This is a genomic window from Salmonella sp. SJTUF15591, assembly GCF_043356435.1.
Lineage (GTDB): Bacteria > Pseudomonadota > Gammaproteobacteria > Enterobacterales > Enterobacteriaceae > Salmonella > Salmonella enterica.
In genome coordinates this window covers 165494-190927 of sequence record NZ_JBEUJO010000006.1, presented here as the reverse complement: position 1 = coordinate 190927, position 25434 = coordinate 165494, and the positions used below count along the sequence as shown (strand labels likewise).

Annotated in this window: 25 protein-coding genes; 12 read left to right on the top strand and 13 right to left on the bottom strand. The window is 53.1% G+C overall.

Going from position 1 to position 25434, the window contains the following annotated elements; all coding sequences use genetic code 11:
* Positions 1-20 precede the first annotated feature (20 nt).
* Together ABVM99_RS15720 and pyk are read left to right on the top strand one after the other, a co-directional pair.
* Positions 21-890 carry a MurR/RpiR family transcriptional regulator gene (locus ABVM99_RS15720; RefSeq protein ID WP_001056719.1) on the top strand — a complete coding sequence of 290 codons (870 nt, stop codon included), beginning with the start codon at positions 21-23 and terminating at the stop codon, positions 888-890.
* 123 nt (positions 891-1013) lie between these two features.
* Positions 1014-2456 (top strand): pyruvate kinase, encoded by a 1443-nt coding sequence (gene pyk, locus ABVM99_RS15715; RefSeq protein ID WP_000091156.1) that lies wholly within the window; start codon positions 1014-1016, stop codon positions 2454-2456.
* 72 nt (positions 2457-2528) lie between these two features.
* On the opposite strand, the gene lpxM is transcribed toward pyk, so the two are convergent.
* The 3 genes from lpxM to znuA all read right to left on the bottom strand — a co-directional run bounded on the left by lpxM (position 2529) and on the right by znuA (position 5896).
* Positions 2529-3500, bottom strand: coding sequence for a lauroyl-Kdo(2)-lipid IV(A) myristoyltransferase (gene lpxM, locus ABVM99_RS15710; protein WP_000448401.1), 972 nt, complete (start codon positions 3498-3500; stop codon positions 2529-2531).
* 116 nt (positions 3501-3616) lie between these two features.
* Positions 3617-4936: a murein DD-endopeptidase MepM gene (gene mepM / locus ABVM99_RS15705; RefSeq protein WP_001184028.1), complete on the bottom strand. Its 1320-nt coding sequence runs from the start codon at positions 4934-4936 to the stop codon at positions 3617-3619.
* Positions 4937-4951: 15 nt separating this feature from the next.
* Complete coding sequence (znuA, locus tag ABVM99_RS15700; RefSeq protein ID WP_000939597.1) at positions 4952-5896, bottom strand: zinc ABC transporter substrate-binding protein ZnuA; 945 nt, start codon at positions 5894-5896, stop codon at positions 4952-4954.
* A gap of 78 nt (positions 5897-5974) precedes the next feature.
* Between znuA and znuC the strand changes: the two genes are divergently transcribed.
* Together znuC and znuB are read left to right on the top strand one after the other, a co-directional pair.
* Positions 5975-6730, top strand: a complete 756-nt coding sequence (znuC, locus tag ABVM99_RS15695; protein WP_023195450.1) for a zinc ABC transporter ATP-binding protein ZnuC — start codon at positions 5975-5977, stop codon at positions 6728-6730.
* Positions 6727-7512 (top strand): zinc ABC transporter permease subunit ZnuB, encoded by a 786-nt coding sequence (znuB, locus tag ABVM99_RS15690; protein WP_000571508.1) that lies wholly within the window; start codon positions 6727-6729, stop codon positions 7510-7512. The genes znuC and znuB overlap by 4 nt, the downstream gene beginning before the upstream one ends.
* A 77-nt stretch (positions 7513-7589) precedes the next feature.
* Here the strand turns inward: znuB and ruvB are convergent, their stop codons facing one another.
* The 3 genes from ruvB to ABVM99_RS15675 all read right to left on the bottom strand — a co-directional run bounded on the left by ruvB (position 7590) and on the right by ABVM99_RS15675 (position 10271).
* Positions 7590-8600 carry a Holliday junction branch migration DNA helicase RuvB gene (gene ruvB / locus ABVM99_RS15685; protein WP_000568508.1) on the bottom strand — a complete coding sequence of 337 codons (1011 nt, stop codon included), beginning with the start codon at positions 8598-8600 and terminating at the stop codon, positions 7590-7592.
* Between the two features lie 8 nt (positions 8601-8608).
* Complete coding sequence (gene ruvA / locus ABVM99_RS15680; protein WP_000580335.1) at positions 8609-9220, bottom strand: Holliday junction branch migration protein RuvA; 612 nt, start codon at positions 9218-9220, stop codon at positions 8609-8611.
* A 358-nt stretch (positions 9221-9578) separates the two neighbouring features.
* Positions 9579-10271 (bottom strand): hypothetical protein, encoded by a 693-nt coding sequence (locus ABVM99_RS15675; RefSeq protein ID WP_000227320.1) that lies wholly within the window; start codon positions 10269-10271, stop codon positions 9579-9581.
* A 209-nt stretch (positions 10272-10480) separates the two neighbouring features.
* On the opposite strand from ABVM99_RS15675, the gene ABVM99_RS15670 reads away from it, so the two are divergent.
* Positions 10481-11080, top strand: coding sequence for a YebB family permuted papain-like enzyme (locus ABVM99_RS15670; RefSeq protein ID WP_023194402.1), 600 nt, complete (start codon positions 10481-10483; stop codon positions 11078-11080).
* Position 11081: 1 nt separating this feature from the next.
* Here the strand turns inward: ABVM99_RS15670 and ruvC are convergent, their stop codons facing one another.
* From ruvC to aspS, 4 genes are all read right to left on the bottom strand, one after another.
* Entirely contained in the window at positions 11082-11603 is a 522-nt protein-coding gene (gene ruvC / locus ABVM99_RS15665; protein ID WP_000022509.1) for a crossover junction endodeoxyribonuclease RuvC, read from the bottom strand.
* A 36-nt stretch (positions 11604-11639) separates the two neighbouring features.
* Positions 11640-12380 (bottom strand): YebC/PmpR family DNA-binding transcriptional regulator, encoded by a 741-nt coding sequence (locus ABVM99_RS15660; protein WP_000907242.1) that lies wholly within the window; start codon positions 12378-12380, stop codon positions 11640-11642.
* Between the two features lie 29 nt (positions 12381-12409).
* The gene (gene nudB / locus ABVM99_RS15655) at positions 12410-12862 is read right to left on the bottom strand and encodes a dihydroneopterin triphosphate diphosphatase (protein ID WP_000653693.1); all 453 of its coding nucleotides are present in this window, start codon (positions 12860-12862) and stop codon (positions 12410-12412) included.
* A 102-nt stretch (positions 12863-12964) separates the two neighbouring features.
* Positions 12965-14737 carry an aspartate--tRNA ligase gene (aspS, locus tag ABVM99_RS15650; protein WP_001258633.1) on the bottom strand — a complete coding sequence of 591 codons (1773 nt, stop codon included), beginning with the start codon at positions 14735-14737 and terminating at the stop codon, positions 12965-12967.
* A 324-nt stretch (positions 14738-15061) separates the two neighbouring features.
* On the opposite strand from aspS, the gene ABVM99_RS15645 reads away from it, so the two are divergent.
* Genes ABVM99_RS15645 through cmoB form a run of 5 tightly spaced genes read left to right on the top strand, consistent with a single transcriptional unit; the run spans position 15062 to position 18640 of the window.
* On the top strand, positions 15062-15628 hold the full coding sequence (locus tag ABVM99_RS15645; protein ID WP_000916144.1) for a hydrolase: 567 nt from the start codon (positions 15062-15064) through the stop codon (positions 15626-15628).
* Entirely contained in the window at positions 15625-16443 is an 819-nt protein-coding gene (locus ABVM99_RS15640) for a DUF72 domain-containing protein (protein ID WP_000639238.1), read from the top strand. Before ABVM99_RS15645 ends, ABVM99_RS15640 begins: the two co-directional genes overlap by 4 nt.
* A gap of 52 nt (positions 16444-16495) precedes the next feature.
* On the top strand, positions 16496-16891 hold the full coding sequence (locus ABVM99_RS15635; protein ID WP_000252975.1) for an MAPEG family protein: 396 nt from the start codon (positions 16496-16498) through the stop codon (positions 16889-16891).
* Between the two features lie 40 nt (positions 16892-16931).
* Positions 16932-17675, top strand: a complete 744-nt coding sequence (cmoA, locus tag ABVM99_RS15630) for a carboxy-S-adenosyl-L-methionine synthase CmoA (RefSeq protein WP_000019609.1) — start codon at positions 16932-16934, stop codon at positions 17673-17675.
* On the top strand, positions 17672-18640 hold the full coding sequence (gene cmoB, locus ABVM99_RS15625) for a tRNA 5-methoxyuridine(34)/uridine 5-oxyacetic acid(34) synthase CmoB (RefSeq protein ID WP_023195478.1): 969 nt from the start codon (positions 17672-17674) through the stop codon (positions 18638-18640). Before cmoA ends, cmoB begins: the two co-directional genes overlap by 4 nt.
* A 235-nt stretch (positions 18641-18875) precedes the next feature.
* Here the strand turns inward: cmoB and cutC are convergent, their stop codons facing one another.
* Together cutC and ABVM99_RS15615 are read right to left on the bottom strand one after the other, a co-directional pair.
* Complete coding sequence (gene cutC, locus ABVM99_RS15620; protein ID WP_001185780.1) at positions 18876-19622, bottom strand: copper homeostasis protein CutC; 747 nt, start codon at positions 19620-19622, stop codon at positions 18876-18878.
* Between the two features lie 19 nt (positions 19623-19641).
* The gene (locus tag ABVM99_RS15615; protein WP_000024796.1) at positions 19642-20211 is read right to left on the bottom strand and encodes a VOC family protein; all 570 of its coding nucleotides are present in this window, start codon (positions 20209-20211) and stop codon (positions 19642-19644) included.
* A gap of 236 nt (positions 20212-20447) precedes the next feature.
* Between ABVM99_RS15615 and argS the strand changes: the two genes are divergently transcribed.
* The gene (argS, locus tag ABVM99_RS15610) at positions 20448-22181 is read left to right on the top strand and encodes an arginine--tRNA ligase (protein WP_001025363.1); all 1734 of its coding nucleotides are present in this window, start codon (positions 20448-20450) and stop codon (positions 22179-22181) included.
* Positions 22182-22369: 188 nt separating this feature from the next.
* Positions 22370-24241 carry a penicillin-binding protein 2 gene (gene mrdA / locus ABVM99_RS15605; protein WP_052938252.1) on the top strand — a complete coding sequence of 624 codons (1872 nt, stop codon included), beginning with the start codon at positions 22370-22372 and terminating at the stop codon, positions 24239-24241.
* 53 nt (positions 24242-24294) lie between these two features.
* Here mrdA and ABVM99_RS15600 read toward each other — a convergent pair whose 3' ends face one another.
* Entirely contained in the window at positions 24295-25434 is a 1140-nt protein-coding gene (locus ABVM99_RS15600; RefSeq protein WP_023195482.1) for a glycoside hydrolase family 105 protein, read from the bottom strand.

Below are 25434 nucleotides of genomic sequence, written 5' to 3'. Positions count from 1 at the left end.
ACCCATGAGCCTTGCTAATCATGAATATGCTGGAAAAAGTCCAGTCTCAACTGGAACATTTAAGCAAATCTGAACGAAAAGTCGCCGATGTTATTCTGGCCGCCCCAGGCAGATCGATTCACTTAAGCATTGCCATGCTGGCCCAGGAAGCTAACGTTAGCGAGCCAACGGTGAACCGTTTCTGTCGCAGCATGAATACCCGCGGCTTTCCTGATTTTAAACTGCATCTGGCGCAAAGTCTGGCAAATGGCACCCCCTATGTTAATCGTAATGTGGATGAAGATGACAGTGTTGAGGCCTATACAGGAAAAATCTTCGAGTCCGCCATGGCCAGTCTCGACCATGTTCGTCAGTCGCTGGATAAATCGGCCGTCAACCGCGCCGTCGATTTACTGACCCAGGCAAAAAAAATCGCCTTTTTTGGCCTTGGTTCCTCCGCCGCGGTCGCGCATGACGCCATGAATAAGTTTTTTCGCTTCAATGTGCCGGTGATTTACTCCGACGATATCGTGCTGCAACGGATGAGCTGTATGAATTGTAACGATGATGACGTCGTCGTGCTCATTTCGCATACTGGCAGAACCAAGAGCCTGGTGGAACTGGCGCAGTTGGCGCGGGAAAACGATGCGATGGTGATCGCCCTGACCTCCGCTGGAACGCCGCTGGCGCGCGAAGCCACGCTGGCCATTACCCTCGACGTACCGGAAGATACAGACATTTATATGCCCATGGTCTCTCGACTTGCTCAGCTGACCGTGATAGATGTGCTGGCAACGGGATTTACTTTGCGTCGCGGGGCGAAATTCAGAGATAACTTGAAGCGTGTCAAGGAAGCGCTCAAGGAATCGCGTTTTGATAAAGAATTACTCATCAGGAGTGATGACCGCTAAAAGCAATAACAATGTTCTACCCTTTTCGTCATCCGGGGACGTTCATTTTATACCGTTAAGGTTTCAGAACGACCGGATCAATGTTCACGCAACACCAAGTTGTTTTAGTCAACGGAGTATTACATGTCCAGAAGGCTTCGCAGAACCAAAATCGTTACCACGTTAGGCCCGGCAACTGACCGCGATAACAACCTTGAGAAGGTTATCGCCGCGGGCGCAAACGTAGTACGTATGAACTTCTCTCACGGCTCGCCGGAAGATCATAAAATGCGTGCTGATAAAGTCCGTGAGATTGCCGCCAAACTGGGGCGTCATGTGGCTATTTTAGGCGACCTGCAAGGGCCAAAAATTCGCGTTTCCACTTTTAAAGAAGGCAAAGTGTTCCTCAATATCGGGGACAAATTTCTGTTAGACGCTAACCTGGGTAAAGGCGAAGGCGACAAAGAAAAAGTCGGCATTGATTACAAAGGGTTGCCGGCAGATGTCGTTCCTGGCGATATCCTGCTGCTTGACGATGGTCGAGTGCAGTTGAAAGTGCTTGAAGTCCAGGGCATGAAAGTCTTTACCGAGGTCACCGTCGGCGGCCCGCTGTCTAACAATAAAGGCATTAACAAGCTCGGCGGCGGGCTTTCTGCTGAAGCGCTGACCGAAAAAGACAAAGCCGATATTCAAACCGCTGCGCTGATAGGTGTTGACTATCTGGCCGTCTCCTTCCCGCGCTGCGGCGAAGATCTGAACTATGCACGCCGCCTGGCGCGCGACGCCGGCTGCGACGCGAAAATTGTGGCTAAGGTCGAACGCGCCGAAGCGGTATGCGATCAAAACGCCATGGACGATATCATTCTGGCCTCTGACGTTGTGATGGTCGCACGTGGCGACCTGGGCGTTGAAATCGGCGATCCGGAGCTGGTTGGTATCCAGAAGGCGCTGATTCGCCGTGCGCGTCAGCTAAACCGCGCAGTCATCACCGCAACGCAGATGATGGAGTCGATGATCACCAACCCGATGCCGACCCGTGCGGAAGTGATGGACGTGGCGAACGCCGTCCTGGATGGCACGGATGCGGTTATGCTGTCTGCCGAAACCGCAGCCGGTCAGTATCCTTCTGAAACCGTTGCCGCAATGGCGCGCGTCTGCCTGGGCGCAGAAAAAATCCCCAGCATCAATGTGTCTAAACACCGTCTCGACGTGCAGTTTGACAACGTTGAAGAAGCCATTGCCATGTCTGCGATGTATGCGGCAAACCATCTGAAAGGCGTTACCGCAATCATCACCATGACGGAATCCGGTCGTACCGCGCTAATGACTTCCCGTATCAGCTCCGGCCTGCCGATTTTCGCCATGTCGCGCCATGAACGCACGCTGAACCTGACCGCGCTCTACCGCGGAGTAACGCCGGTGCATTTTGATAGCGCGGCTGATGGCGTTGTCGCGGCGCATGAAGCTGTTAATCTGCTGCGCGATAAAGGGTATCTGGTTTCCGGCGACCTGGTGATCGTGACTCAGGGCGATGTCATGAGCACCGTCGGCTCAACCAATACCACGCGTATTTTGACCGTTGAGTAAAACTCCCCCACACCTGTTCATCAGGTAGTACAGGGTTTGTCAGCATAAAGCCTCTCTTACGAGAGGCTTTATTTATTTGATGGGATAAAGATCTTTACGCTTATACGGCTGAATCTCGCCTGGCTTGCGGGTTTTGAGCAGCTTCAGGATCCAGGTGTACTGTTCCGGATGCGGGCCGACAAAAATTTCGACCTCTTCGTTCATCCGTCTGGCGATAGTGTGGTCGTCAGCCGTGAGCAGATCGTCCATTGGCGGGCGAATCTGGATAGTCAGGCGATGCGTTTTACCATTATACACTGGGAAAAGCGGTATCACGCGTGCGCGGCACACTTTCATCAGCCGACCAATCGCAGGCAGCGTCGCTTTGTATGTCGCAAAGAAATCAACGAATTCACTATGCTCCGGGCCGTGATCCTGGTCCGGCAGGTAGTAGCCCCAGTAACCCTGACGAACAGACTGAATAAAGGGTTTAATCCCGTCATTACGCGCATGCAAACGTCCGCCGAAACGCCGACGCACTGTGTTCCAGATATAGTCAAAAACCGGATTACCCTGATTATGAAACATCGCCGCCATTTTTTGCCCCTGAGAGGCCATCAGCATGGCTGGAATGTCGACGCCCCAGCCATGCGGTACGAGAAAAATGACTTTTTCGTCGTTACGACGCATCTCCTCAATGATTTCCAGACCTTCCCAGTCAACACGCTGTTGAATTTTTTTCGGACCGCGCATCGCCAACTCAGCCATCATCGCCATTGCCTGTGGCGCGGTGGCGAACATCTCATCGACAATCGCTTCGCGCTCAGCTTCGCTACGCTGCGGAAAGCACAACGACAGATTAATTAGCGCCCGGCGACGAGAACTCTTCCCCAGCCGTCCGGCAAAACGCCCCAGCGTCGCCAGCAAAGGGTCGCGGAATGATGCCGGTGTTAATGCGATCCCCGCCATTGCCGCCGCGCCCAACCAGGCGCCCCAATACTGCGGATAGCGAAAGGATTTTTCGAACTCAGGGATATACTCACTATTATTTTTTTTGGTTTCCATGCTTTTCCAGGGTCTGCTGACGCGAAAAGGAATTGTGAATAGTGTAGCGACGTCTGCGTCTCACACAAAACAAAAAAGCCGGCACACATCGCGTACCGGCTCTGTCAGCGCATTTGTTAATCGAAGCGCAGTTGCGGCAGAACCTCTTTCACCTGTGCCAGGTATTCACGACGATCTGACCCCGTCAGACCTTCCGTGCGCGGCAATTTTGCTGTCAGAGGGTTAACGGCTTGCTGGTTGATCCATACCTCATAATGCAGATGCGGCCCTGTGGAGCGCCCGGTGTTACCAGAAAGCGCAATACGATCGCCACGTTTCACTTTTTGCCCCGGTTTCACCAGCAGCTTACGCAAGTGCATATAACGTGTGGTGTAGGTGCGTCCATGACGAATCGCAATGTAGTAACCGGCAGCGCCGCTACGTTTAGCGACCACGACCTCGCCATCCCCCACCGACAGCACCGGCGTACCCTGCGGCATCGCAAAGTCAACGCCACGATGCGGCGCAACGCGTCCGGTAACCGGGTTCAGACGGCGCGGATTGAAGTTGGAGGAGATGCGGAACTGTTTGGCGGTCGGGAAGCGTAAAAAGCCTTTCGCCAGGCCAACCCCGTTACGGTCATAGAATTTACCGTCAGCGGCGCGAATGGCGTAGTAATCTTTACCATCGGAACGCATCCGCACGCCCAACAACTGACTCTGTTCACGCTTGCCATCCAGCATCTCGCGCGACATCAGAACCGAAAATTCATCGCCCTTTTTCAGCTTGCGAAAATCCATCTGCCACTGCATGGCTTTTATCACTGCGCTGATTTCGCTGCTGGTTAAACCGGCCTCTTTCGCGCTGGCGACAAAGCTACCCCCTACCGTGCCTTTCAGCAGACTGTTGACCCAGTCCCCCTGCTGCATTTCACTGCTCATTTTAAAACCGTTGGCAGTGCGATCGTAGGTACGCGTTTCACGGCGGGAGACTTCCCATGTCAGACGCTGTAAATCGCCATCGGCGGTCAGTGTCCAGGAAAGCTGTTGGCCAATTTTCAGATTGCGCAGCTCCTTATCAGAAGCGGCAAGTCGGCTAATATCGCTCATATCGATGCCGTACTGATTCAGAATGCTGCTTAACGTATCGCCTGTGGAGACGACGTATTCATGGACGCCGACTTCGCCTGCGGTTTTATCGTCCAGCTCATCCTGAGGAATAGCTTCATCTTCCTGCGCGGCCTGATCAATGGGTTCGCTGGCCTCCGGTAAGAGGGAACGAATCTCGCTTTTCTCCAGTTCAATAGTTTTAACGATTGGTGCGGATTCTGGGTGGTAAACATAGGGCCGCCATACGGCGACGGCCAGTGTCAGAACGGTAAGTGACCCCAGCATAACGCGGTGGGGTCGGGGCAGATTATTAAATGCCAGGGCGACAGAGCGGGCTATCTGTTGCACGTATTCACTTCCTCGTTAATCTCCTTTCAGGCAGCTCGCATACTGGTTGGCTAATTGGCTTAAAAACGCTGAATAGCTTGTTTTACCCAGTTTAATGTTCGTCCCGAGGGGGTCCAGTGTTCCCATTCGAACGGATGTCCCTCTCGCCACGGCTTCCACGACCGCTGGCCTGAATTGTGGCTCAGCAAAAACGCAGGTTGCTTTTTGCTCAACCAACTGTGTTCTTATTTCATGTAAACGCTGCGCGCCAGGTTGTATCTCAGGGTTCACGGTAAAGTGACCGAGCGGGGTGAGTCCGTAGTGTTTTTCGTAGTAACCGTAGGCGTCATGAAAAACGAAATACCCTTTCCCCTTGAGCGGCGCGAGCTCGTTACCGACCTGTTTATCGGTTGCGGCTAATTGTGCCTCAAAATCCTTCAGGTTGGCGTCGAGTTTGGCTCGACTTTGCGGCATAAGTTCCACTAATTTTTCATGGATTGCAACCGCTGTAGCCCGCGCTATCTCTGGGGAGAGCCAAAGATGCATGTTATATTCGCCGTGATGGTGATGTACGTCACCTTTTTCCTCATCGGCGCCCGTATGCGCATGTTCATCCTCATCATCATCCGCGCCCTTCATGAGTAACGGTTTTACATCGGCAAGTTGCGCAATGGTAACCTGCTTATTATCAGGGATATTCCTGACCGACTTCTCCATAAAGGCTTCCATTTCCGGGCCAACCCAGACGACTAAGTCCGCGCCCTGTAAGCGTTTTACGTCTGATGGACGCAATGAATAATCATGCTCGGATGCCCCATCCGGAAGTAATACTTGCGTATCCGTAACGCCATCAGCAATGGCGGAAGCGATGAACCCAAGCGGTTTAAGCGAAGCGACAACGGCGGCGTCGGCAGCCTGGGTTGCACTCCCCCAAAGCGCGGCGGATAATGCTGCGAAAAGAAGCGTATTTTTCTGTAACATAATGCGACTAATCATCGTAATGAATGTGTGAAATGTGATATTATAACATTCTATCACTTCTGCAAGCCTAAAATTAACATGACAAGTTTAGTTTCACTGGAAAACGTCTCGGTCTCATTTGGTCAACGCCGCGTCCTCTCTGACGTGTCACTTGAATTGAGCCCCGGAAAAATTTTAACGCTTCTCGGCCCTAACGGCGCGGGGAAGTCAACGCTTGTACGCGTGGTTTTAGGACTGGTAGCCCCTGATGAAGGGGTGATCAAGCGCAACGGGCAACTCCGTATCGGCTATGTCCCGCAAAAGCTCTATCTCGATACCACGCTTCCGCTGACGGTAAACCGATTTTTACGTTTACGTCCCGGCACGCAAAAAACGGATATTCTCCCGGCGCTTAAACGCGTTCAGGCCGGACATTTGATTGACGCGCCCATGCAAAAACTCTCCGGCGGTGAGACACAGCGCGTACTGCTGGCGCGTGCTCTGCTTAACAGTCCGCAGTTGCTGGTACTTGATGAGCCGACGCAAGGCGTGGATGTCAACGGCCAGGTCGCGTTATACGACCTTATCGATCAGCTGCGTCGCGAACTCGATTGCGCCGTGCTGATGGTGTCGCATGACCTACATCTGGTCATGGCAAAGACGGATGAAGTGTTATGTCTGAACCATCATATTTGCTGTTCCGGCGCGCCGGAAGTGGTGTCTATGCATCCGGAATTTATCTCTATGTTTGGCCCGCGAGGCGCGGAGCAATTAGGGATTTATCGCCATCATCATAATCATCGCCACGATTTACAGGGTCGTATTGTACTGCGCCGGGGAAATGGTCACTCATGATTGAATTATTACTGCCCGGCTGGCTGGCCGGGATGATGCTGGCCTGCGCCGCTGGTCCTTTGGGCTCATTTGTGGTCTGGCGTCGGATGTCCTATTTTGGCGATACGCTGGCTCACGCGTCGCTTCTGGGCGTGGCTTTTGGCCTGTTGCTGGACGTTAATCCCTTTTATGCGGTAATCGCCGTTACGCTGCTGCTGGCCGCCGGTCTGGTATGGCTGGAGAAACGCCCTCACCTCGCGATTGATACCTTACTGGGCATTATGGCGCACAGCGCCTTATCTTTAGGACTGGTCGTGGTCAGCCTGATGTCCAACGTCCGCGTTGATTTAATGGCTTATCTGTTTGGCGATTTGCTGGCCGTCACGCCGGAAGATCTTATCTCGATCGCTATTGGGGTCGTTATTGTGCTGGCCATTCTCTTCTGGCAGTGGCGCAACTTGCTGTCAATGACTATCAGTCCGGATCTTGCCTTTGTCGATGGCGTGAAGTTACAGCGCGTGAAGCTGCTATTGATGCTGGTAACGGCGTTAACTATTGGCGTGGCGATGAAGTTTGTCGGAGCGCTGATCATTACGTCGCTGCTGATTATTCCCGCCGCAACCGCGCGTCGCTTTGCCCGTACGCCGGAGCAGATGGCAGGCGTCGCCGTTGGTGTAGGTATGATAGCAGTTACAGGTGGACTGACCTTCTCAGCCTTTTATGATACCCCGGCAGGGCCATCCGTAGTGCTGTGTGCCGCGCTGCTGTTTATCTTCAGTATGATGAAAAAGCAGGCAAGCTAAGCGTGTGTTGCCCGGTGGCGCTGCGCTTACCGGGCCTACAAAATCGCCAGGTCTGATGAGCGCAGCGACTTCAGGCGCTAAGGCATCTCTGGCGGCGTGATCCCGAAATGGTTCCAGGCGCGCACCGTTGCCATACGCCCACGCGGCGTACGCTGCAAAAAGCCTTGCTGAATCAGATACGGCTCCAGCACATCCTCAATGGTTTCACGCTCTTCGCCAATCGCCGCCGCCAGGTTATCCAGTCCCACCGGACCACCGAAGAATTTATCAATAACCGCCAGCAGCAGCTTGCGATCCATATAATCAAACCCTTCCGCATCGACGTTCAGCATATCCAGCGCCTGCGCGGCAATTTCCGCTGAAATAGCCCCGTCATGCTTCACCTCGGCGAAATCACGCACACGTCTGAGCAGGCGGTTGGCTATACGCGGCGTACCGCGCGCCCGACGCGCCACTTCCAGCGCGCCGTCATCGCTCATCTCAAGCCCCATGTGCCTTGCGCTGCGACCGACGATGTGCTGCAGATCGGGCACCTGGTAGAACTCCAGGCGCTGCACAATACCAAAACGGTCGCGTAGCGGCGAGGTCAGCGACCCGGCGCGCGTCGTCGCGCCAATGAGCGTAAACGGCGGCAGATCGATCTTAATTGAACGTGCAGCAGGCCCTTCGCCAATCATAATATCCAACTGGTAATCTTCCATCGCCGGATAGAGTACTTCTTCCACCACCGGTGAAAGCCGGTGAATCTCATCAATAAACAGCACATCATGCGGTTCAAGATTGGTGAGCATAGCCGCCAGATCGCCTGCTTTTTCCAGCACCGGGCCGGACGTGGTTCGGAGATTGACGCCCATTTCATTGGCAACGATATTCGCCAGAGTCGTCTTACCTAACCCTGGCGGGCCGAAAATCAGCAAGTGATCTAGTGCGTCGCCACGCCGTTTTGCCGCCTGAATAAAGATCTCCATCTGGGAGCGCACCTGCGGTTGGCCGACATATTCCGCCAATAACTTCGGGCGAATGGCGCGATCGGCGACGTCTTCTGCGATCGTGGCGCCTGCTGAAATCAGGCGATCTGCTTCTATCATCCTTTACCTCATAACGCGGCGCGTAACGCGTCGCGAATCAGTGTTTCACTGCTTGCATCCGGACGGGCGATCTTGCTTACCATCCGACTGGCTTCTTGCGGTTTATAACCCAGCGCCACCAGCGCAGCAACTGCTTCTTGTTCTGCATCTTCCGAGGTTGGGCTGGCCGGCGACGTCAATACCAGATCGACCGCTGGCGTAAAGAGATCGCCATGTAGCCCTTTAAAGCGGTCTTTCATTTCGACAATCAGCCTTTCGGCGGTTTTCTTGCCGATACCCGGCAGCTTCACCAGTGCGCCAAGCTCTTCGCGCTCAACCGCATTCACAAACTGTTGCGCCGACATGCCGGAGAGGATCGCCAGCGCCAGCTTAGGCCCGACGCCATTCGTTTTAATTAGCTCTTTAAATAGCGTGCGCTCTTGCTTATTGTTGAATCCGTACAGCAACTGCGCATCTTCACGCACCACAAAGTGGGTGAAGACGATTGCCTCCTGCCCGGCCTCCGGCAGCTCGTAAAAGCAGGTCATAGGCATATGTACTTCATAGCCTACGCCCCCTGTCTCCAGCAGCACGATCGGGGGTTGTTTTTCGAGAATAATGCCTCTGAGTCTGCCTATCACATGACGCTCCTGCGTAAAGGGCTGAAAAGATAATGCACTATCATAAAAAAAGACTGGATGTTTATCCAGATGAAAAACACGTATCCCGATATTTCTCTACTCCGACAACCCGCGATGGTTAACGACGGGTACGCTCCCCGCTGCGTACAAAATAAGTCGTACACTCATTGACAACTTTTTGCGTCCTACGCGAATAACTTTTTGCCAACATGCCGTGGCGCACGTTCGGTAGTCTTCAATAATGAGTATCCTGATAATACTAATAATGTATCCAGTACGAATGCCAACAGCGGAACATCGGGCCTCCCAAAAACAGACCCGAGAATAGATTTAATAATATTAACCACTAGCGCTGAATTTAATCGCATGTTGTTTTATCGTCGCGCGCAACAGATTTTAATTCGCCATGACACAATAAATATTGTACAAACTCATTTTTCATGCCATCGAAATTCACGGCTGGCATCCCTTCTGAATAACTATAATAAATATTCACATACTCTTCGCTACTAAAAAGTGCCTGTCGTTTTGCTGCTAACCCACGGCCTTTTGCTGCAATATACTGAAAGCAGTGGCCGCTGGCGCCACAGCTCCGCCCATCATCAACAATATATATATCGGCAGCGTTAAACAGCTGTTCCAGCCAGCACTGGCGAATCGTTCCGGCCGCACAAACCAAAAATAATGATGCGCTAATCATCCACCCTGATTTTTTTACCGATGTCATAGCCAGGAAAGCCATAAAGCACGCTGCCTGCAGGCACAAAACCAGTTCTTTATTCCCGGCAACCAAATGCCACTGGTTAAATACTAAGGTAATGAAAACTGAACTCAATGTTGCCAACAGTCTGGTCCTGAACCGCCTGGCAGGGAGAAGTAAAAATAATAATGAAATCGTCCCTGGCTTTAATAAAAAAACAACAGTATTAGCCTCTGCCATATCAATACTCAAACAATAACAAAAACTAATAAACAGATGAAAGATAATAGCAACAAAAATATAAGAAAAATAAAATACCCAACCTATTCTCATTGGTTTATCATCAACCACGTCATACTCCCTGTCAATATGAGAGATCAGATGATGAGAAATTTACCACCTTAATTCTCCCCCAAATATATTTGCGACATTAATTCCAATAAATGAAATATTCACCATACATATTTCGATGACACTAAGGCTTGTCATTTATCTGGTATAATGCTAACTACCCTGTAGAATAAATAAAAGGAATTTATTTCAAATAATGGAATGCAGAGATGAAAAAACATTATTCTGTCCAATATGAAACCGGGGATATCGTCTTTACCTGTATAGGTGCCGCGCTTTTCGGCCAGATATCCACCGCTTCACAGTGCTGGAGCAACCATGTTGGGATTATTATTGGTCATAATGGTGATGACTATCTGGTGGCGGAAAGTCGCGTCCCCCTCTCAACCGTCACCACGCTGTCACTGTTTATACAACGTTCAGCCGGACAACGTTACGCGGTTCGTCGTCTGCGCGGCGGCCTGACGGTCGAGCAGAAATTCGCCATCATGGAGCAGGTTCCCGCCCGGCTGAATAAGTTTTATCACACGGGGTTTAAATACGAGTCATCGCGCCAGTTCTGCTCGAAATTTGTGTTTGATATCTATAAAGAAGCATTGTGTATTCCGGTAGGCGATATTGAGACATTCGAAGAATTACTTCACAGCAATCCTGATGCGAAACTCGCCTTCTGGAAGTTCTGGTTTTTAGGTTCAATCCCGTGGGATCGTAAGACGGTGACGCCAGCCAGCCTGTGGCAACATCCCAATTTAGAATTAATTAGCGCCTGTGGAATTGAAACCCCTCAACGCGAGGCTGAGGGAGAATGATTTAGCGCAACCTTCCCCGCGCCAGATTGAGTCGGCTCTCGCTCATTTGCATCGCGTTCTGGCTAACGTGGCAATGCGTAATGGCGATAGCCAGCGCATCTGCGGCATCGGCCTGCGGGTTAGCGGGGAGCTTCAGCAACGTACGAACCATATGCTGTACCTGGCTTTTTTCCGCGCTACCAATACCGACGACGGTTTGCTTCACCTGACGCGCCGCGTATTCAAACACGGGCAGTTCCTGGTTGACCGCGGCGACAATCGCGACGCCGCGCGCCTGTCCCAGCTTGAGGGCTGAGTCGGCATTTTTCGCCATAAACACCTGTTCGATAGCAAAATAGTCCGGCTGGAACTGCGTGATGATTTCCGTCACGCCTGCGTATATGAGCTTCAAACGAGACGGCAAATCATCGACTTTGGTACGAATACATCCGCTGCCCAGATAGGTCAGTTGTCTTCCTACCTGGCGGATAACGCCATAACCGGTAATGCGCGAGCCGGGGTCAATACCGAGAATAATCGACACGCTATACCCCCTGCCCGCCGGCGTTTAACAGCACCATTACAGGGTCGCCGCCACCTCATCAGAGATCTCACCGTTATGGTAGACTTCCTGAACATCGTCACAGTCTTCCAGCATATCGATCAGACGTAGCAGTTTCGGCGCGGTTTCCGCATCCATATCCGCTTTAGTTGACGGGATCATGGACACTTCGGCGCTGTCTGCTTTCAGACCCGCCGCTTCCAGCGCGTCACGCACTTTGCCCATCTCTTCCCAGGCAGTGTAAACATCAATCGCGCCATCATCATAGGTCACAACATCTTCCGCGCCGGCTTCCAGAGCGGCTTCCATGATGGTGTCTTCATCGCCTTTCTCAAAGGAGATGACCCCTTTCTTACTGAACAGGTACGCCACTGAGCCATCGGTACCCAGATTACCGCCGCACTTGCTGAAAGCATGACGCACTTCCGCTACGGTACGGTTACGGTTGTCGCTCAGACACTCAATCATAATGGCCGTGCCGCCAGGACCATAACCTTCATAGATGATGGTTTCCATGTTCGAGTCTTCATCACCGCCCACACCGCGAGCGATGGCGCGGTTCAGAGTGTCGCGGGTCATGTTGTTGGCCAGCGCTTTATCTACGGCCGCGCGCAGACGCGGGTTGGCATCCGGATCGCCGCCGCCCAATTTAGCTGCCGTTACCAGTTCACGAATAATTTTAGTGAAGATTTTACCGCGCTTGGCATCCTGCGCAGCTTTACGATGTCTGGTGTTGGCCCATTTACTATGACCTGCCATAAATATTTCCTCAAAAAAAGCGCGCCTTTTCAGGCGACGTTAATGACAAACTCTTCAATCGCTTGCCGGTTACTCCAGGACTTGGTAAGCGCCGCCGCGTCAGGCGCATCAAGCCACTGGTACGTCAGATGTTCAGTGAATATCACCTGCCGCTCATGCGGTAACGCAAGGCAGAACCAGAATTCTGTATTGTGCATGACGCCCGGCGCATAGCGATGACGTAAATGTGAAAAAATTTCAAACTCCACCGTACGTTGGCAGTCGATTAAGGTCAGTTGCTCTGCCGCAACATCAATCGTGACCTCCTCTTTGACTTCACGTACGGCGGCCTGCAACGCGGTCTCCCCTTCTTCTATGCTGCCAGTCACTGACTGCCAAAAATCCGGGTCGTCGCGTCGCTGCAACATTAGCACCCGTTTCGTATCCTGCGCGAAAATAACCACCAGGACCGAAACGGGGCGCTTGTACACTTTATCCTTCACGCGACCTCGTTGTTGGCTGTTGGGTGACGCCGCGCATTGATGAGACTCCCCCTTGCGGGCCGTCGCGATATCACGCGAATGATGTCGTGTACATTGTTCATATCAGTTATTCTCGGCTTTCTTCACAACCTGAATCCCCAACTCCGTCAATGCTGCCTGGTTAGCGAAACTCGGCGCTTCGGTCATCAGACACGCGGCGGCGGTCGTTTTCGGGAAGGCGATAACATCACGAATATTATCGGTGCCGGTCAACAGCATGGTCAGACGGTCCAGACCAAACGCCAGGCCCGCATGCGGCGGCGTACCGTATTTCAACGCATCCAACAGGAAGCCGAACTTCTCGCGCTGCTCCTGCTCATTGATACCGAGAATACCAAATACGGTTTGCTGCATTTCACCGTTGTGAATACGCACCGAACCGCCGCCCACTTCATAGCCGTTAATCACCATATCGTAAGCGTTAGCGACGGCTTCTTCCGGCGCAGTTTTCAGTTCAGACGCCGTCATGTCACGCGGGGCGGTGAACGGATGGTGCATCGCGGTCAGACCGCCTTCGCCGTCGTCTTCGAACATCGGGAAGTCAATCACCCACAGCGGCGCCCATTTGTCTTCGTCGGTCAGGCTCAGGTCTTTGCCCAGTTTCAGACGCAGCGCGCCCAGCGCATCAGCAACCACTTTTTTGTTATCTGCGCCGAAGAAGATCATGTCGCCGTCCTGCGCGCCGGTACGTTCAAGGATAGCCTCGACGATGTCGGCGGTCAGGAACTTGGCCACCGGACTGTTAATCCCGTCCAGACCTTTCGCGCGCTCGTTAACTTTGATATACGCCAGGCCTTTCGCGCCGTAGATCTTAACAAAGTTACCGTAATCGTCGATCTGCTTACGGCTAAGCTGTGCGCCGCCAGGCACACGCAGCGCTGCCACGCGGCCTTTCGGATCGTTAGCCGGGCCCGCGAAGACCGCGAACTCTACCGATTTCAGCAGGTCAGCGACATCCACCAGTTCCATCGGGTTACGCAGGTCTGGTTTGTCGGAACCGTAACGACGTTCCGCTTCGGCAAACGTCATGACCGGGAAATCCCCCAGATCCACGCCTTTCACTTCCAGCCACAAATGGCGCACCAGCGCTTCCATCACTTCGCGCACCTGTGGCGCGGTCATGAAGGAGGTCTCGACGTCGATCTGAGTAAACTCCGGCTGACGGTCAGCACGTAAGTCTTCATCACGGAAGCATTTGACTATCTGATAGTAACGGTCGAAACCGGACATCATCAGGAGCTGTTTGAACAGCTGCGGCGACTGCGGCAGCGCGTAGAATTTACCTTTGTGCACGCGCGAAGGCACCAGATAGTCGCGCGCGCCTTCCGGCGTGGCTTTGGTCAGCATCGGCGTTTCAATATCAAGGAAACCGTGATCATCCATAAAACGACGCACCAGGCTGGTAATTTTGGCGCGGGTTTTCAGGCGCTGCGCCATTTCCGGACGACGCAAATCCAGATAGCGGTACTTGAGACGCGCCTCTTCGGTATTAACGTGGTTAGCGTCAAGCGGCAGTGAGTCTGCGCGGTTGATGATAGTGAGAGAGGACGCCAGCACTTCAATTTCGCCGGTCGCCATATCCGCATTGACGTTTTTCGCGTCACGCGCACGCACGGTGCCCGTAACCTGAATGCAGAACTCATTACGCAGTTCAGAGGCCAGCTTTAACGCGTCCGCACGATCCGGATCGAAGAACACCTGCACAATACCTTCGCGGTCGCGCATATCGATAAAGATCAGGCTGCCAAGATCACGACGACGGTTGACCCAACCACACAGAGTCACCTGCTGCCCCACGTGGGACAGACGTAGCTGTCCGCAATATTCTGTACGCATGAGATATCCCTTAACTTAGCCGCAGGCGGATTGTTGCCTGCCATGCAGGCGACGAAGTCGCAGCTTTAGCTGTATGTCACAACTGGATGAAAAAAGGCGGCTATTATACTGGAAATTCTGCCGCACGATAAGAGTCAATCCAGCATGGGAGCGATAACTTGCCCGTTTCATGCGGTATCGACGCCTGGTTCATACTGACTGTACCCGGGTTTTTCACGCGGGTATTGCGTATGCTCACAAAAATTAACAATATTTGTCGCCGCTTTCCTCTTTAATCGCGCTTAAGGTGTAGTGAAATCCGCTATTTTTAGGAGAGTGATTATCATGCTGAAACTCAACGCGACCACAACCGCCCTGGTGGTTATTGATTTACAGGAAGGAATTCTTCCGTTTGCCGGCGGCCCGTATACGGCAAATGAGGTGGTCGCCCGCGCCGCGCGGCTGGCGGAAAAGTGTCGTGCCAACGGCTCGCCCGTGGTTATGGTACGCGTTGGATGGTCTGATGATTATGCCGAAGCGTTAAAACAGCCGGTGGATGCCGCAACGCCTGCGCACGCGTTGCCGGAAAACTGGTGGACCTGGCCTACGGCATTGGGTAAAAAGGACAGCGATCTGGAAGTGACTAAACGCCAGTGGGGCGCGTTTTACGGCACCGACCTGGAATTACAACTTCGCCGCCGGGGTATCGACACCATCATATTGTGCGGAATCTCAACCAATATCGGCGTCGAATCCACAGCGCGTAACGCCTGGGAGTTAGGATTTAACCTTATTATTGCCGAAGATGCCTGTAGCGCCGCCAGCAGTGAGCAGCATCAGAGCAGTATGACGCATATTTTCCCGCGCATTGGCCGGGTACGCAGCGTAGAGGATATTTTAAACGCCTTATGATCTACATTGGCCTGCCGCAATGGTCGCACCCGAAATGGGCGCGGCTCGGCATCACCAGTCTGGAAGAGTATGCCCGCCACTTTAATTGCGTGGAGGGCAACACCACGCTTTACGCGCTGCCGAAAGCGGAAATTGTCGAGCGCTGGTATGCGCAAACTACGGACGATTTCCGTTTTTGCTTTAAATTTCCCGCCACTATTTCTCACCAGGCCGCGCTGCGTCATTGCGACGATCTGGTACAGGCGTTTTTTACCCGCCTGGCGCCGCTGGAAACGCGTATTGGCCAATACTGGCTGCAGTTGCCCGCCGCCTTTGGACCGCGCGATCTCCCCGCCTTATGGCAGTTTCTTGATGCGCTCCCCGCCACGTTTACCTATGGCGTAGAAGTTCGTCATCCGTGTTTTTTTGACAAAGGTGAGGATGAACAGCGGCTCAATCGCGGGTTACACGCGCGCGGCGTAAACCGCGTGATCCTGGATAGTCGTCCGGTACATGCCGCCCATCCCCACAGCGAGGCCGTCCGCGACGCGCAGCGAAAAAAACCCAAAGTTCCGGTACATGCAGTCGTGACGGCCAGCCATCCGATGGTGCGTTTTATCGGTAGCGATAATATGGCGCAAAACCGTGAGTTTTTCGCAGCCTGGTTGCAGAAACTCCCGCAGTGGCGGCAGACCACCACGCCTTTTCTGTTTTTACATACTCCGGATATCGCGCAGGCGCCGGAACTGGTGAATACGCTTTGGCATGATTTACGCAGCGTCTTACCGGAAATCGGCACTGCTCCGTCCATTCCACAGCAATCTTCTCTTTTCTGAAAATGCCCCCTATCATAGACAGTGCCATCAGCCATTTTAAAAGGGAGTTTGTATGGTAAGCGCGCTGTATGCCGTTTTGGGTGCGTTATTATTAATGAAGTTCTCTTTTAATGTCGTTCGCTTGCGAATGCAGTACCGTGTCGCCTATGGCGACGGCGGTTTTAGCGAATTGCAAAGCGCCATCCGTATTCATGGCAACGCGGTAGAATATATTCCTGTCGCGCTGGTGCTGCTGCTGTTTATGGAAATGAACGGCGCCGAAACGTGGATGGTGCATATCTGCGGCATCATTTTAATCGCCGGTCGGCTGATGCATTATTACGGTTTTCACCACCGCCTGTTCCGCTGGCGGCGGGCGGGGATGAGCGCTACCTGGTGCGCATTGTTGCTGATGGTGCTGGCAAACCTGTGGTATATGCCCTGGGAGTTGGTTTTCTCCCTGTATTAGCGCACAATATGCGCCTTTATTTTTCCCGGATGTATACGTTATGTCTCACCGCGACACGCTTTTTTCTGCGCCTATCGCCCGTCTCGGCGACTGGACTTTTGATGAACGAGTAGCCGAAGTTTTCCCCGACATGATTCAGCGTTCGGTACCAGGCTACTCCAACATCATCTCCATGATCGGCATGTTGGCTGAACGCTTTGTGCAGCCGAACACGCAGGTCTACGATCTGGGCTGCTCGCTGGGCGCCGCGACGCTGTCTGTTCGGCGTAATATCCGCCATGAGCATTGTCGCATTATCGCCGTCGATAACTCCCCGGCCATGATAGAACGCTGCCGCCGCCATATTGATGCATATAAAGCGCCAACGCCGGTTGAAGTTGTTGAAGGCGATATCCGCGATATCACTATTGAAAACGCCTCGATGGTGGTGCTGAATTTTACCCTGCAATTCCTTGAACCTGCCGAACGCCAGGCATTGCTGGATAAGATTTACCTGGGGTTGAATCCCGGCGGCGCGCTGGTACTGTCGGAAAAATTTAGCTTTGAAGACGCGAAAGTGGGCGAGCTGTTATTCAACATGCACCACGATTTTAAACGCGCGAATGGGTACAGTGAACTGGAGATCAGCCAGAAGCGCAGTATGCTGGAAAACGTGATGCTCACCGACTCGGTGGAAACACATAAAGCGCGCCTGCGTCAGGCGGGTTTCGAACACAGTGAACTGTGGTTCCAGTGCTTTAATTTCGGGTCGCTTGTCGCGTTAAAAGCCGGAGTTGCCGCATGATCGAGTTTGGTAACTTTTATCAGCTCATTGCTAAAAATCATCTCTCCCACTGGCTGGAAACATTGCCCGCGCAGATTGCCGCCTGGCAACGCGAGCAGCATGGCTTGTTTAAACAGTGGTCGAACGCGGTAGAATTTTTACCGGAAATGACGCCCTGGCGGCTGGATTTACTGCACAGCGTCACGGCGGAAAGCGAAACGCCGCTCAGCGAAGGTCAGCTAAAGCGTATTGATACATTGCTGCGTAATCTGATGCCGTGGCGTAAAGGCCCGTTCTCGCTTTATGGCGTAGATATTGATACCGAATGGCGCTCCGACTGGAAGTGGGATCGCGTACTGCCGCATCTGTCAGATTTAACCGGCCGGACGATCCTTGATGTCGGCTGCGGCAGCGGCTATCACCTGTGGCGGATGATTGGCGCGGGCGCACATCTGGCGGTCGGCATCGATCCTACGCAGCTTTTCCTCTGCCAGTTTGAGGCGGTGCGTAAACTGTTGGGTAACGATCAGCGCGCGCATCTGCTGCCGTTGGGCATTGAACAACTCCCGGCGCTGAAAGCATTTGATACCGTCTTCTCGATGGGGGTGCTTTATCACCGTCGCTCGCCGCTGGAGCATCTGTGGCAGTTAAAAGATCAGTTGGTCAACGAGGGTGAACTGGTACTGGAAACGCTGGTCGTCGACGGCGACGAAAATACCGTTTTAGTGCCCGGGGATCGCTATGCCCAAATGCGTAATGTCTATTTTATTCCTTCCGCGCCGGCATTAAAAAAATGGCTGGAAAAATGCGGCTTTATTGACGTGCGTATCGCCGATGTCTGCGTCACTACCACCGAAGAGCAGCGCCGTACCGAATGGATGGTTACCGAGTCGCTGGCCGATTTCCTCGACCCGAACGATCGCAGCAAGACGGTGGAAGGCTATCCCGCCCCGCAGCGCGCGGTGCTGATTGCGCGTAAACCGTGATGGATTGCCGAATGACCGTTACGTATAGCACCGTTTCTCCAAAATAGTTCAAGTTGCAGCAAGGCGGCAACGCAGCAAATCCCCGGGAACGTAGGTAGCTACGTGACCGGGGTGCGCGAGGCGGCCAACGCTGCTGCGGCTTGAAATATGAAGGAGAAAAAAAGGCCCCTGTTGAATTGGCAGGGGCCTGGTACGAGCAAGCATCATATTGGGCGACATGATGCAACGGTAAAAATCATTTGGCCTGATGGCGAACAATGATTCCTTTCATTTCAGCGACCGCCGCACCCTCTACCCTATAGCGAGAATACTCGTCCGCCTGTATATCGGCAGACATCGATAACCCCTGATTGCGATAGCGCATCGGCGAAGGCAGTAAGACTCCGGCGGAACTGTGTACTTCCCGTACTCCGGCATCGAGGAAATTCTGCAGGTTATTTGCACGAACCCCCGCACCAGCCATAATGGTTGGAGCATCCCCCTGGGCAATAAGTTCCATAATTATTGATAAACCTTGCGCCGCATCGGCTTTTTGCCCGGAAGTCAGTACTCTTGCTACGCCTGCGTCAGCCAGATTCTTTAGCGCATTGAAGGGATTAGCGCACATATCGAAGGCGCGGTGGAATGTCACCGCCAGCGGCCCGGCCGCCGCCATTATTTTTTCCATTCGCGACATATCGACATCCCCATCAACGGTCAACACGCCAGTAACCAGCCCGGGAAACCCCAACTCTCTGACGAGGCGGATATCTTCCAGCATGGCGGCAAATTCGCCGTCAGTGTAATAAAAATCCCCGCCGCGAGGACGAATAATCGGATGTACGGGAATCGTAATATGCTCACGCACGCTGCGTAAGACACCCAGCGAAGGCGTAAGCCCCCCTTCTTTCGGCGCGGCGCACAGTTCGATACGATCCGCGCCGTTTCGCTGCGCGGTGAGCGCGCATTCCATGCTGTAACAACAGATCTCAAGTAACGCCATATTCACTCCGCTCGGCAGGTTAATGGGCCGCCTGTTCGCTGGCGACAATCGCTTCAATCGACCATGGATGAAATTTTACCGTGACGCGGCCATCGGTCACAGCCAGCGTAGGGTTTGGCAAACGTTCATGCTCGCCCTGTGGCGAACTGGTTTTAACCACGATCCCCGGCTGACTAAGCCCCTCATCCGACAACAATGCGAGAGCCCTCGCGTTCAAGGTCTCCGGCTCGCCGGGCAGCACGATTTCAATATGCTCCCACCCTTCGTGTGGATAGCGTTTTTCTCCCGGCCACGGTAATTCAATAACAGAAAACCGCCAGTGTTCCACACATACCGGTTCATGCAGTTTAAACAGACAAATCGGCCTGCCGTTGATGATATTTTCCGACAGTAGCTCGCCGCATTGTTCAAAACCGCGACGCCAACGCTCCGCCGTCGTATTCTGGTGACAGCGCAATGAAATGTGATCGGCCTCAAGGGCGCTAATCTGCAGACCAAGGCGAGTGGAAAGTTCTCTGAACGCCAGAGTGAATCGCGGTAAATCTGCGGAAATATCATGCAGTTCATCAATGTGTTGCCAGTTCGCCATATCAGGACGCTCTTCTTGCTGTGAAAACCGCTAATTTACGCTGTTGCGCCCCGGCAACCAACCTTTGATTTGATTGGGCGTTTATTGAATGCTTATGCAGATTATTGTTGCGTATATTTCAGGCGACGCGCCGCGCGCGCAATGCTGACGCCAACGGGCATTTGCAGTATACTCCCGCCCTAATTCTTAAACTGGCGCGGGCAATACAGCCCGCTTCATAAACGTAAGGTATTCCGGTGAATATTCAGGCTCTTCTCTCAGAAAAAGTTAGTCAGGCCATGATTGCTGCAGGCGCGCCTGCAGATTGCGAGCCCCAGGTTCGTCAGTCAGCCAAAGTTCAGTTCGGCGACTATCAGGCCAACGGCATGATGGCAGTTGCGAAAAAACTGGGTATGGCCCCCCGACAACTTGCAGAGCAGGTGCTGACTCATCTGGATCTCAGCGGCATCGCCAGCAAGGTTGAAATCGCCGGCCCTGGCTTCATCAATATTTTCCTCGAACCGGCTTTTCTCGCTGAACAGGTGCAGCAGGCGCTGGCCTCCGAACGTCTGGGCGTTTCTCAGCCGACTCGCCAGACGATTGTCGTCGACTACTCCGCGCCCAACGTCGCGAAAGAGATGCACGTTGGTCATCTACGCTCCACGATTATCGGCGATGCGGCAGTACGCACGCTGGAGTTTCTGGGCCATCATGTTATTCGCGCTAACCACGTCGGCGACTGGGGCACCCAGTTCGGTATGCTTATCGCCTGGCTGGAAAAACAGCAGCAGGAAAACGCGGGCGACATGGCGCTGGCGGATCTCGAAGGATTCTACCGCGATGCGAAAAAGCATTATGACGAAGATGAAGCGTTTGCCGAGCGCGCGCGTAACTACGTCGTCAAATTGCAGAGCGGTGATGCCTATTTCCGTGAGATGTGGCGTAAGCTGGTTGATATCACGATGACGCAAAACCAGATCACCTATGATCGTCTGAACGTCACGCTGACGCGTGACGATGTGATGGGCGAAAGTCTGTATAATCCGATGCTGCCGGGCATCGTCGCCGATCTGAAAGCCAAAGGCCTGGCGGTTGAAAGCGAAGGCGCAACGGTGGTTTTCCTTGATGAGTTTAAAAACAAGGAAGGCGACCCGATGGGCGTCATTATTCAGAAGAAAGATGGCGGTTATCTGTATACCACTACCGATATCGCCTGCGCCAAATACCGCTACGAAACGCTGCACGCCGACCGCGTGCTCTACTACATTGACTCCCGTCAGCACCAGCACCTGATGCAAGCCTGGACCATTGTGCGCAAAGCCGGTTATGTACCGGATTCCGTTCCGCTGGAACACCACATGTTCGGCATGATGTTGGGTAAAGACGGTAAACCGTTTAAAACTCGCGCGGGCGGTACGGTGAAACTGGCGGACCTGCTGGATGAGGCGCTGGAGCGCGCGCGTCGTCTGGTGGCGGAGAAGAACCCGGATATGCCGGCTGACGAGCTGGAAAAACTGGCTAACGCCGTCGGTATTGGCGCGGTGAAATACGCCGATCTGTCAAAAAACCGCACCACTGACTATATCTTCGACTGGGATAATATGTTGGCTTTCGAAGGCAATACCGCTCCTTATATGCAGTATGCCTATACGCGTGTGCTGTCTGTTTTCCGTAAAGCGGATATCGACGAGCAGGCGCTGGCGAGCGCGCCGGTTATCATTAGCGAAGATCGCGAAGCGCAGCTCGCTGCCCGTCTGCTGCAGTTTGAAGAAACCCTGACGGTGGTCGCGCGTGAAGGTACGCCGCACGTCATGTGCGCGTATCTGTATGACGTCGCCGGGCTGTTCTCCGGCTTCTACGAGCACTGCCCTATTCTCAGCGCCGAGAATGACGCGGTTCGCAATAGCCGCCTAAAACTGGCGCAACTGACGGCGAAGACGCTGAAACTGGGTCTGGATACGTTGGGTATCGAAACCGTAGAACGCATGTAAACGCGCCGTCGTTAACATCATCAGGCCTGACTCCGGGTAACGGACTCAGGCCTTTTTATTGCCACAGCGGTATATCTGTAACAAATCACAAGGAATGACACATTTCTATAGAGAGATGGAACATCTTTTACCTGTGCTGGCGCTGACCGCCCCGTATCATTAGGCGGCGGATTGTTCAGGTACAGGTAATGACTTTTAAAGACTTTGATGCGGAAGAGAAACTCTTCCTGAGACGTGTGATTGTGGCGTTTGGTGTAGTGGTTGTCTGCTTTGGTATCCTGATCTTCAACCTCTATAACTTGCAAATCCGTCAGCACCACTACTACGCCACCCGTTCGAATGAGAACGATATCAAGATGCTACCCGTCGCGCCCACGCGCGGCATCATTTACGATCGCAACGGCATTCCGCTGGTGCGTAACGTAACCTGGTATGATATCGCGGTTACGCCCTATAAAATTGCCGATATGGATGCGCTGCTAAAACAGCTCACCCCTATTGTTGATCTCTCCCCCGATGATATCGCCGACTTTCGCCATGCGCTAAAATCCAATAGCCGCTATCGTCCGGTGGTGCTCAAAAACGCGCTAACGGATGTTGAAATCGCACGCTTTGCGGTCAATCAGTTTCATTTCAACGGCGTCACGATCAATAGCTATCAGGATCGGCAGTATCCTTACGGCGCGGAGCTGGCGCATGTTCTGGGTTACGTGTCAAAGATAAACGATAACGACCTTAAAGCGCTGGATAAAAAAGGGCTGGCAGAGAATTACGCGGCGGACCATAACATCGGTAAACAGGGGATTGAGCGTTACTACGAAAACGATCTTCATGGTAAAACCGGTTATCAGGAGGTCGAGGTGGATAATCACGGGCGTATTGTCCGCCTGCTGAAAGACGTTCCTCCCATCGCGGGTAAGAACATTCACCTGACGTTGGATCTCCATTTACAAGAGTACATTGAAAGTTTGCTGGCCGGGCAGCGTGCTGCCGTACTGGTTGAAGATCCGCACGATGGTTCAGTGCTGGCGATGGTATCTATGCCCAGCTACGACCCGAACCCCTTTGTAAAAGGCATTAGCTATCAGGATTACGGCAAACTGCTGCACGATAAAAATCTGCCGCTGATCAACCGCGTGACGCAAGGGCTTTATCCCCCGGCGTCAACGGTTAAACCCTATATGGCGATGTCCGCGCTGTTATGCGGGATTATTACGCCGCAAACCACCTTCTTTGGCGCGCCAACCTGGACGCTTCCCGGCACGCAGCGGCATTACCGGGACTGGAAAAAAACCGGACACGGTATGCTGGATGTCACTAAAGCGATTGAGGAATCTGCGGATACCTTTTTCTATCAGGTCGCTTATATGATGGGTATTGACCGTATCGACACGATGTTGTCTCAGTTCGGCTATGGCAAACCGACGGGCATCGACCTTAATGAAGAATATGACGGGCTGCTTCCCAGCCGCGCATGGAAACAGCGGGTCCATAAAAAAGCCTGGTATCAGGGCGATACCATTTCTGTCGGCATCGGCCAGGGCTACTGGATTGCCACCCCCATCCAGATGGTAAAAGCGATGGTGGCGCTCATCAACAACGGTAAGGTGATTGCCCCTCACCTGTTACTCAATGAAGAGAGCGGCAAAACGGTGGTTCCGTATCGTCCTTCAGGAACACCGGCACAGATAGCCGATCCGGCGTCGCCATACTGGGGACTGGTGCGTCAGGCGATGTATGGCATGGCGAATGCACCCAACGGAACGGGCTATAAGTTCTTTCACACCGCGCCCTACGGCATTGCGGCCAAAAGCGGCACGTCGCAGGTATTTAGCCTGAAAGAAAATCAGACCTACAACGCGAAAATGATCCCCATTCGCCTGCGCGATCATGTGTTTTATACCGCTTTTGCACCGTATAAAAACCCTAAGGTCGCTATTGCCTTGATTCTGGAAAACGGCGGAAGCGACGGCGTTACCGCCGCGCCCATCATGCGAAAAATCCTTGACCACCTGTTTGATCCACAGGCTGATACCACACAGTCGGGTCAGGCGCCATAGTCAAATAAGCAAAGCGCCATCAGACAAGGATACGACCGGAATATCTGCATACATCAGAAATAGTTACGCAGATATTCCGTCAAACACAGCATTGCCATCGCCTGCCCGTAAGGCATAGAGGTCAACGGAATATGACGGTAAAAATCGAGATCGTGGCCCATGCCAGTGCCAAATGACGTTTGCAGCAGTTCGCCTTCCGGCGAGATATGTTTCACTATCCCCCGAATAGCTTTTCCCGCCACCTGCGCATAGTGCCGTTCGACATAGCGTTTGCGCACCGCTTTAAGAATACCGTAGGCAAAACCCGCCGTCGCCGACGCCTCAAGATAAGAGTGCGGATCGTCAAGCAGCGTATGCCACAAACCGCTTTCATCCTGACATTTCGCCAGCGCGGCGATCTGCGCATTCAGTACCTGGACCAGGTAACGGCGCACGGCATTATTTTCCGGCAAGTCCAGCAGTTCAAGAAAATCCGGGATCACAATGGTCAGCCAACTGTTGCCGCGCGCCCAGCGAGCGTTAGCGAAGTTATGATGACCGTCATAGCTCCAGCCGTGGAACCACAGCCCCGTCTCTTTATCCATCAAATTTTGCACGTGTAGCAGGAACTGATAGGTTGCCTCTTCCACATATTCCGGCCGGTTCAACAGCTTACCGATTTTCGCCAGCGGCAGCACCGTCATCATTAGCGTGTCGTCCCACATCTGCTGATGATTTTCCTCCGCCAGCGTGATGTGCTGCATTCCGCCGTGATCGGTACGGGGCATTTCATTCATCGCCCATTCGGCCCACGTTTCCAGCCACGGTAAATACGCTGGATTACGCGTCTCTTCATAGCGATACGCCAGCGTTAAAAACGGCGCCATCGTATTAACGTTTTTCGTCGTCGCGCCTTCCGCAAAACGATCGGCAAACCAGTCATCAATGATCCTACGCATCGTCTGGTCGCCGGTCTGTTGGTAATAGTGATACATTCCGTACAGGCCCACGCCGTGCGTCCACTCCCATCCGGCCCAGCCTTTAGTATCGATCACGCGTCCGTCGTCCAGTCGCAATAAAAATTCGCCCGTCTCATCTTTAATATTGACCAGGTTATGCGTCACCTTTTGCACCAGGGCTTTTAGTTCATCTCTGGCGATAAAATGCTCAGGCTGACGCAATAGCGGACTGTGTTTGACTGGATAAACCATCAT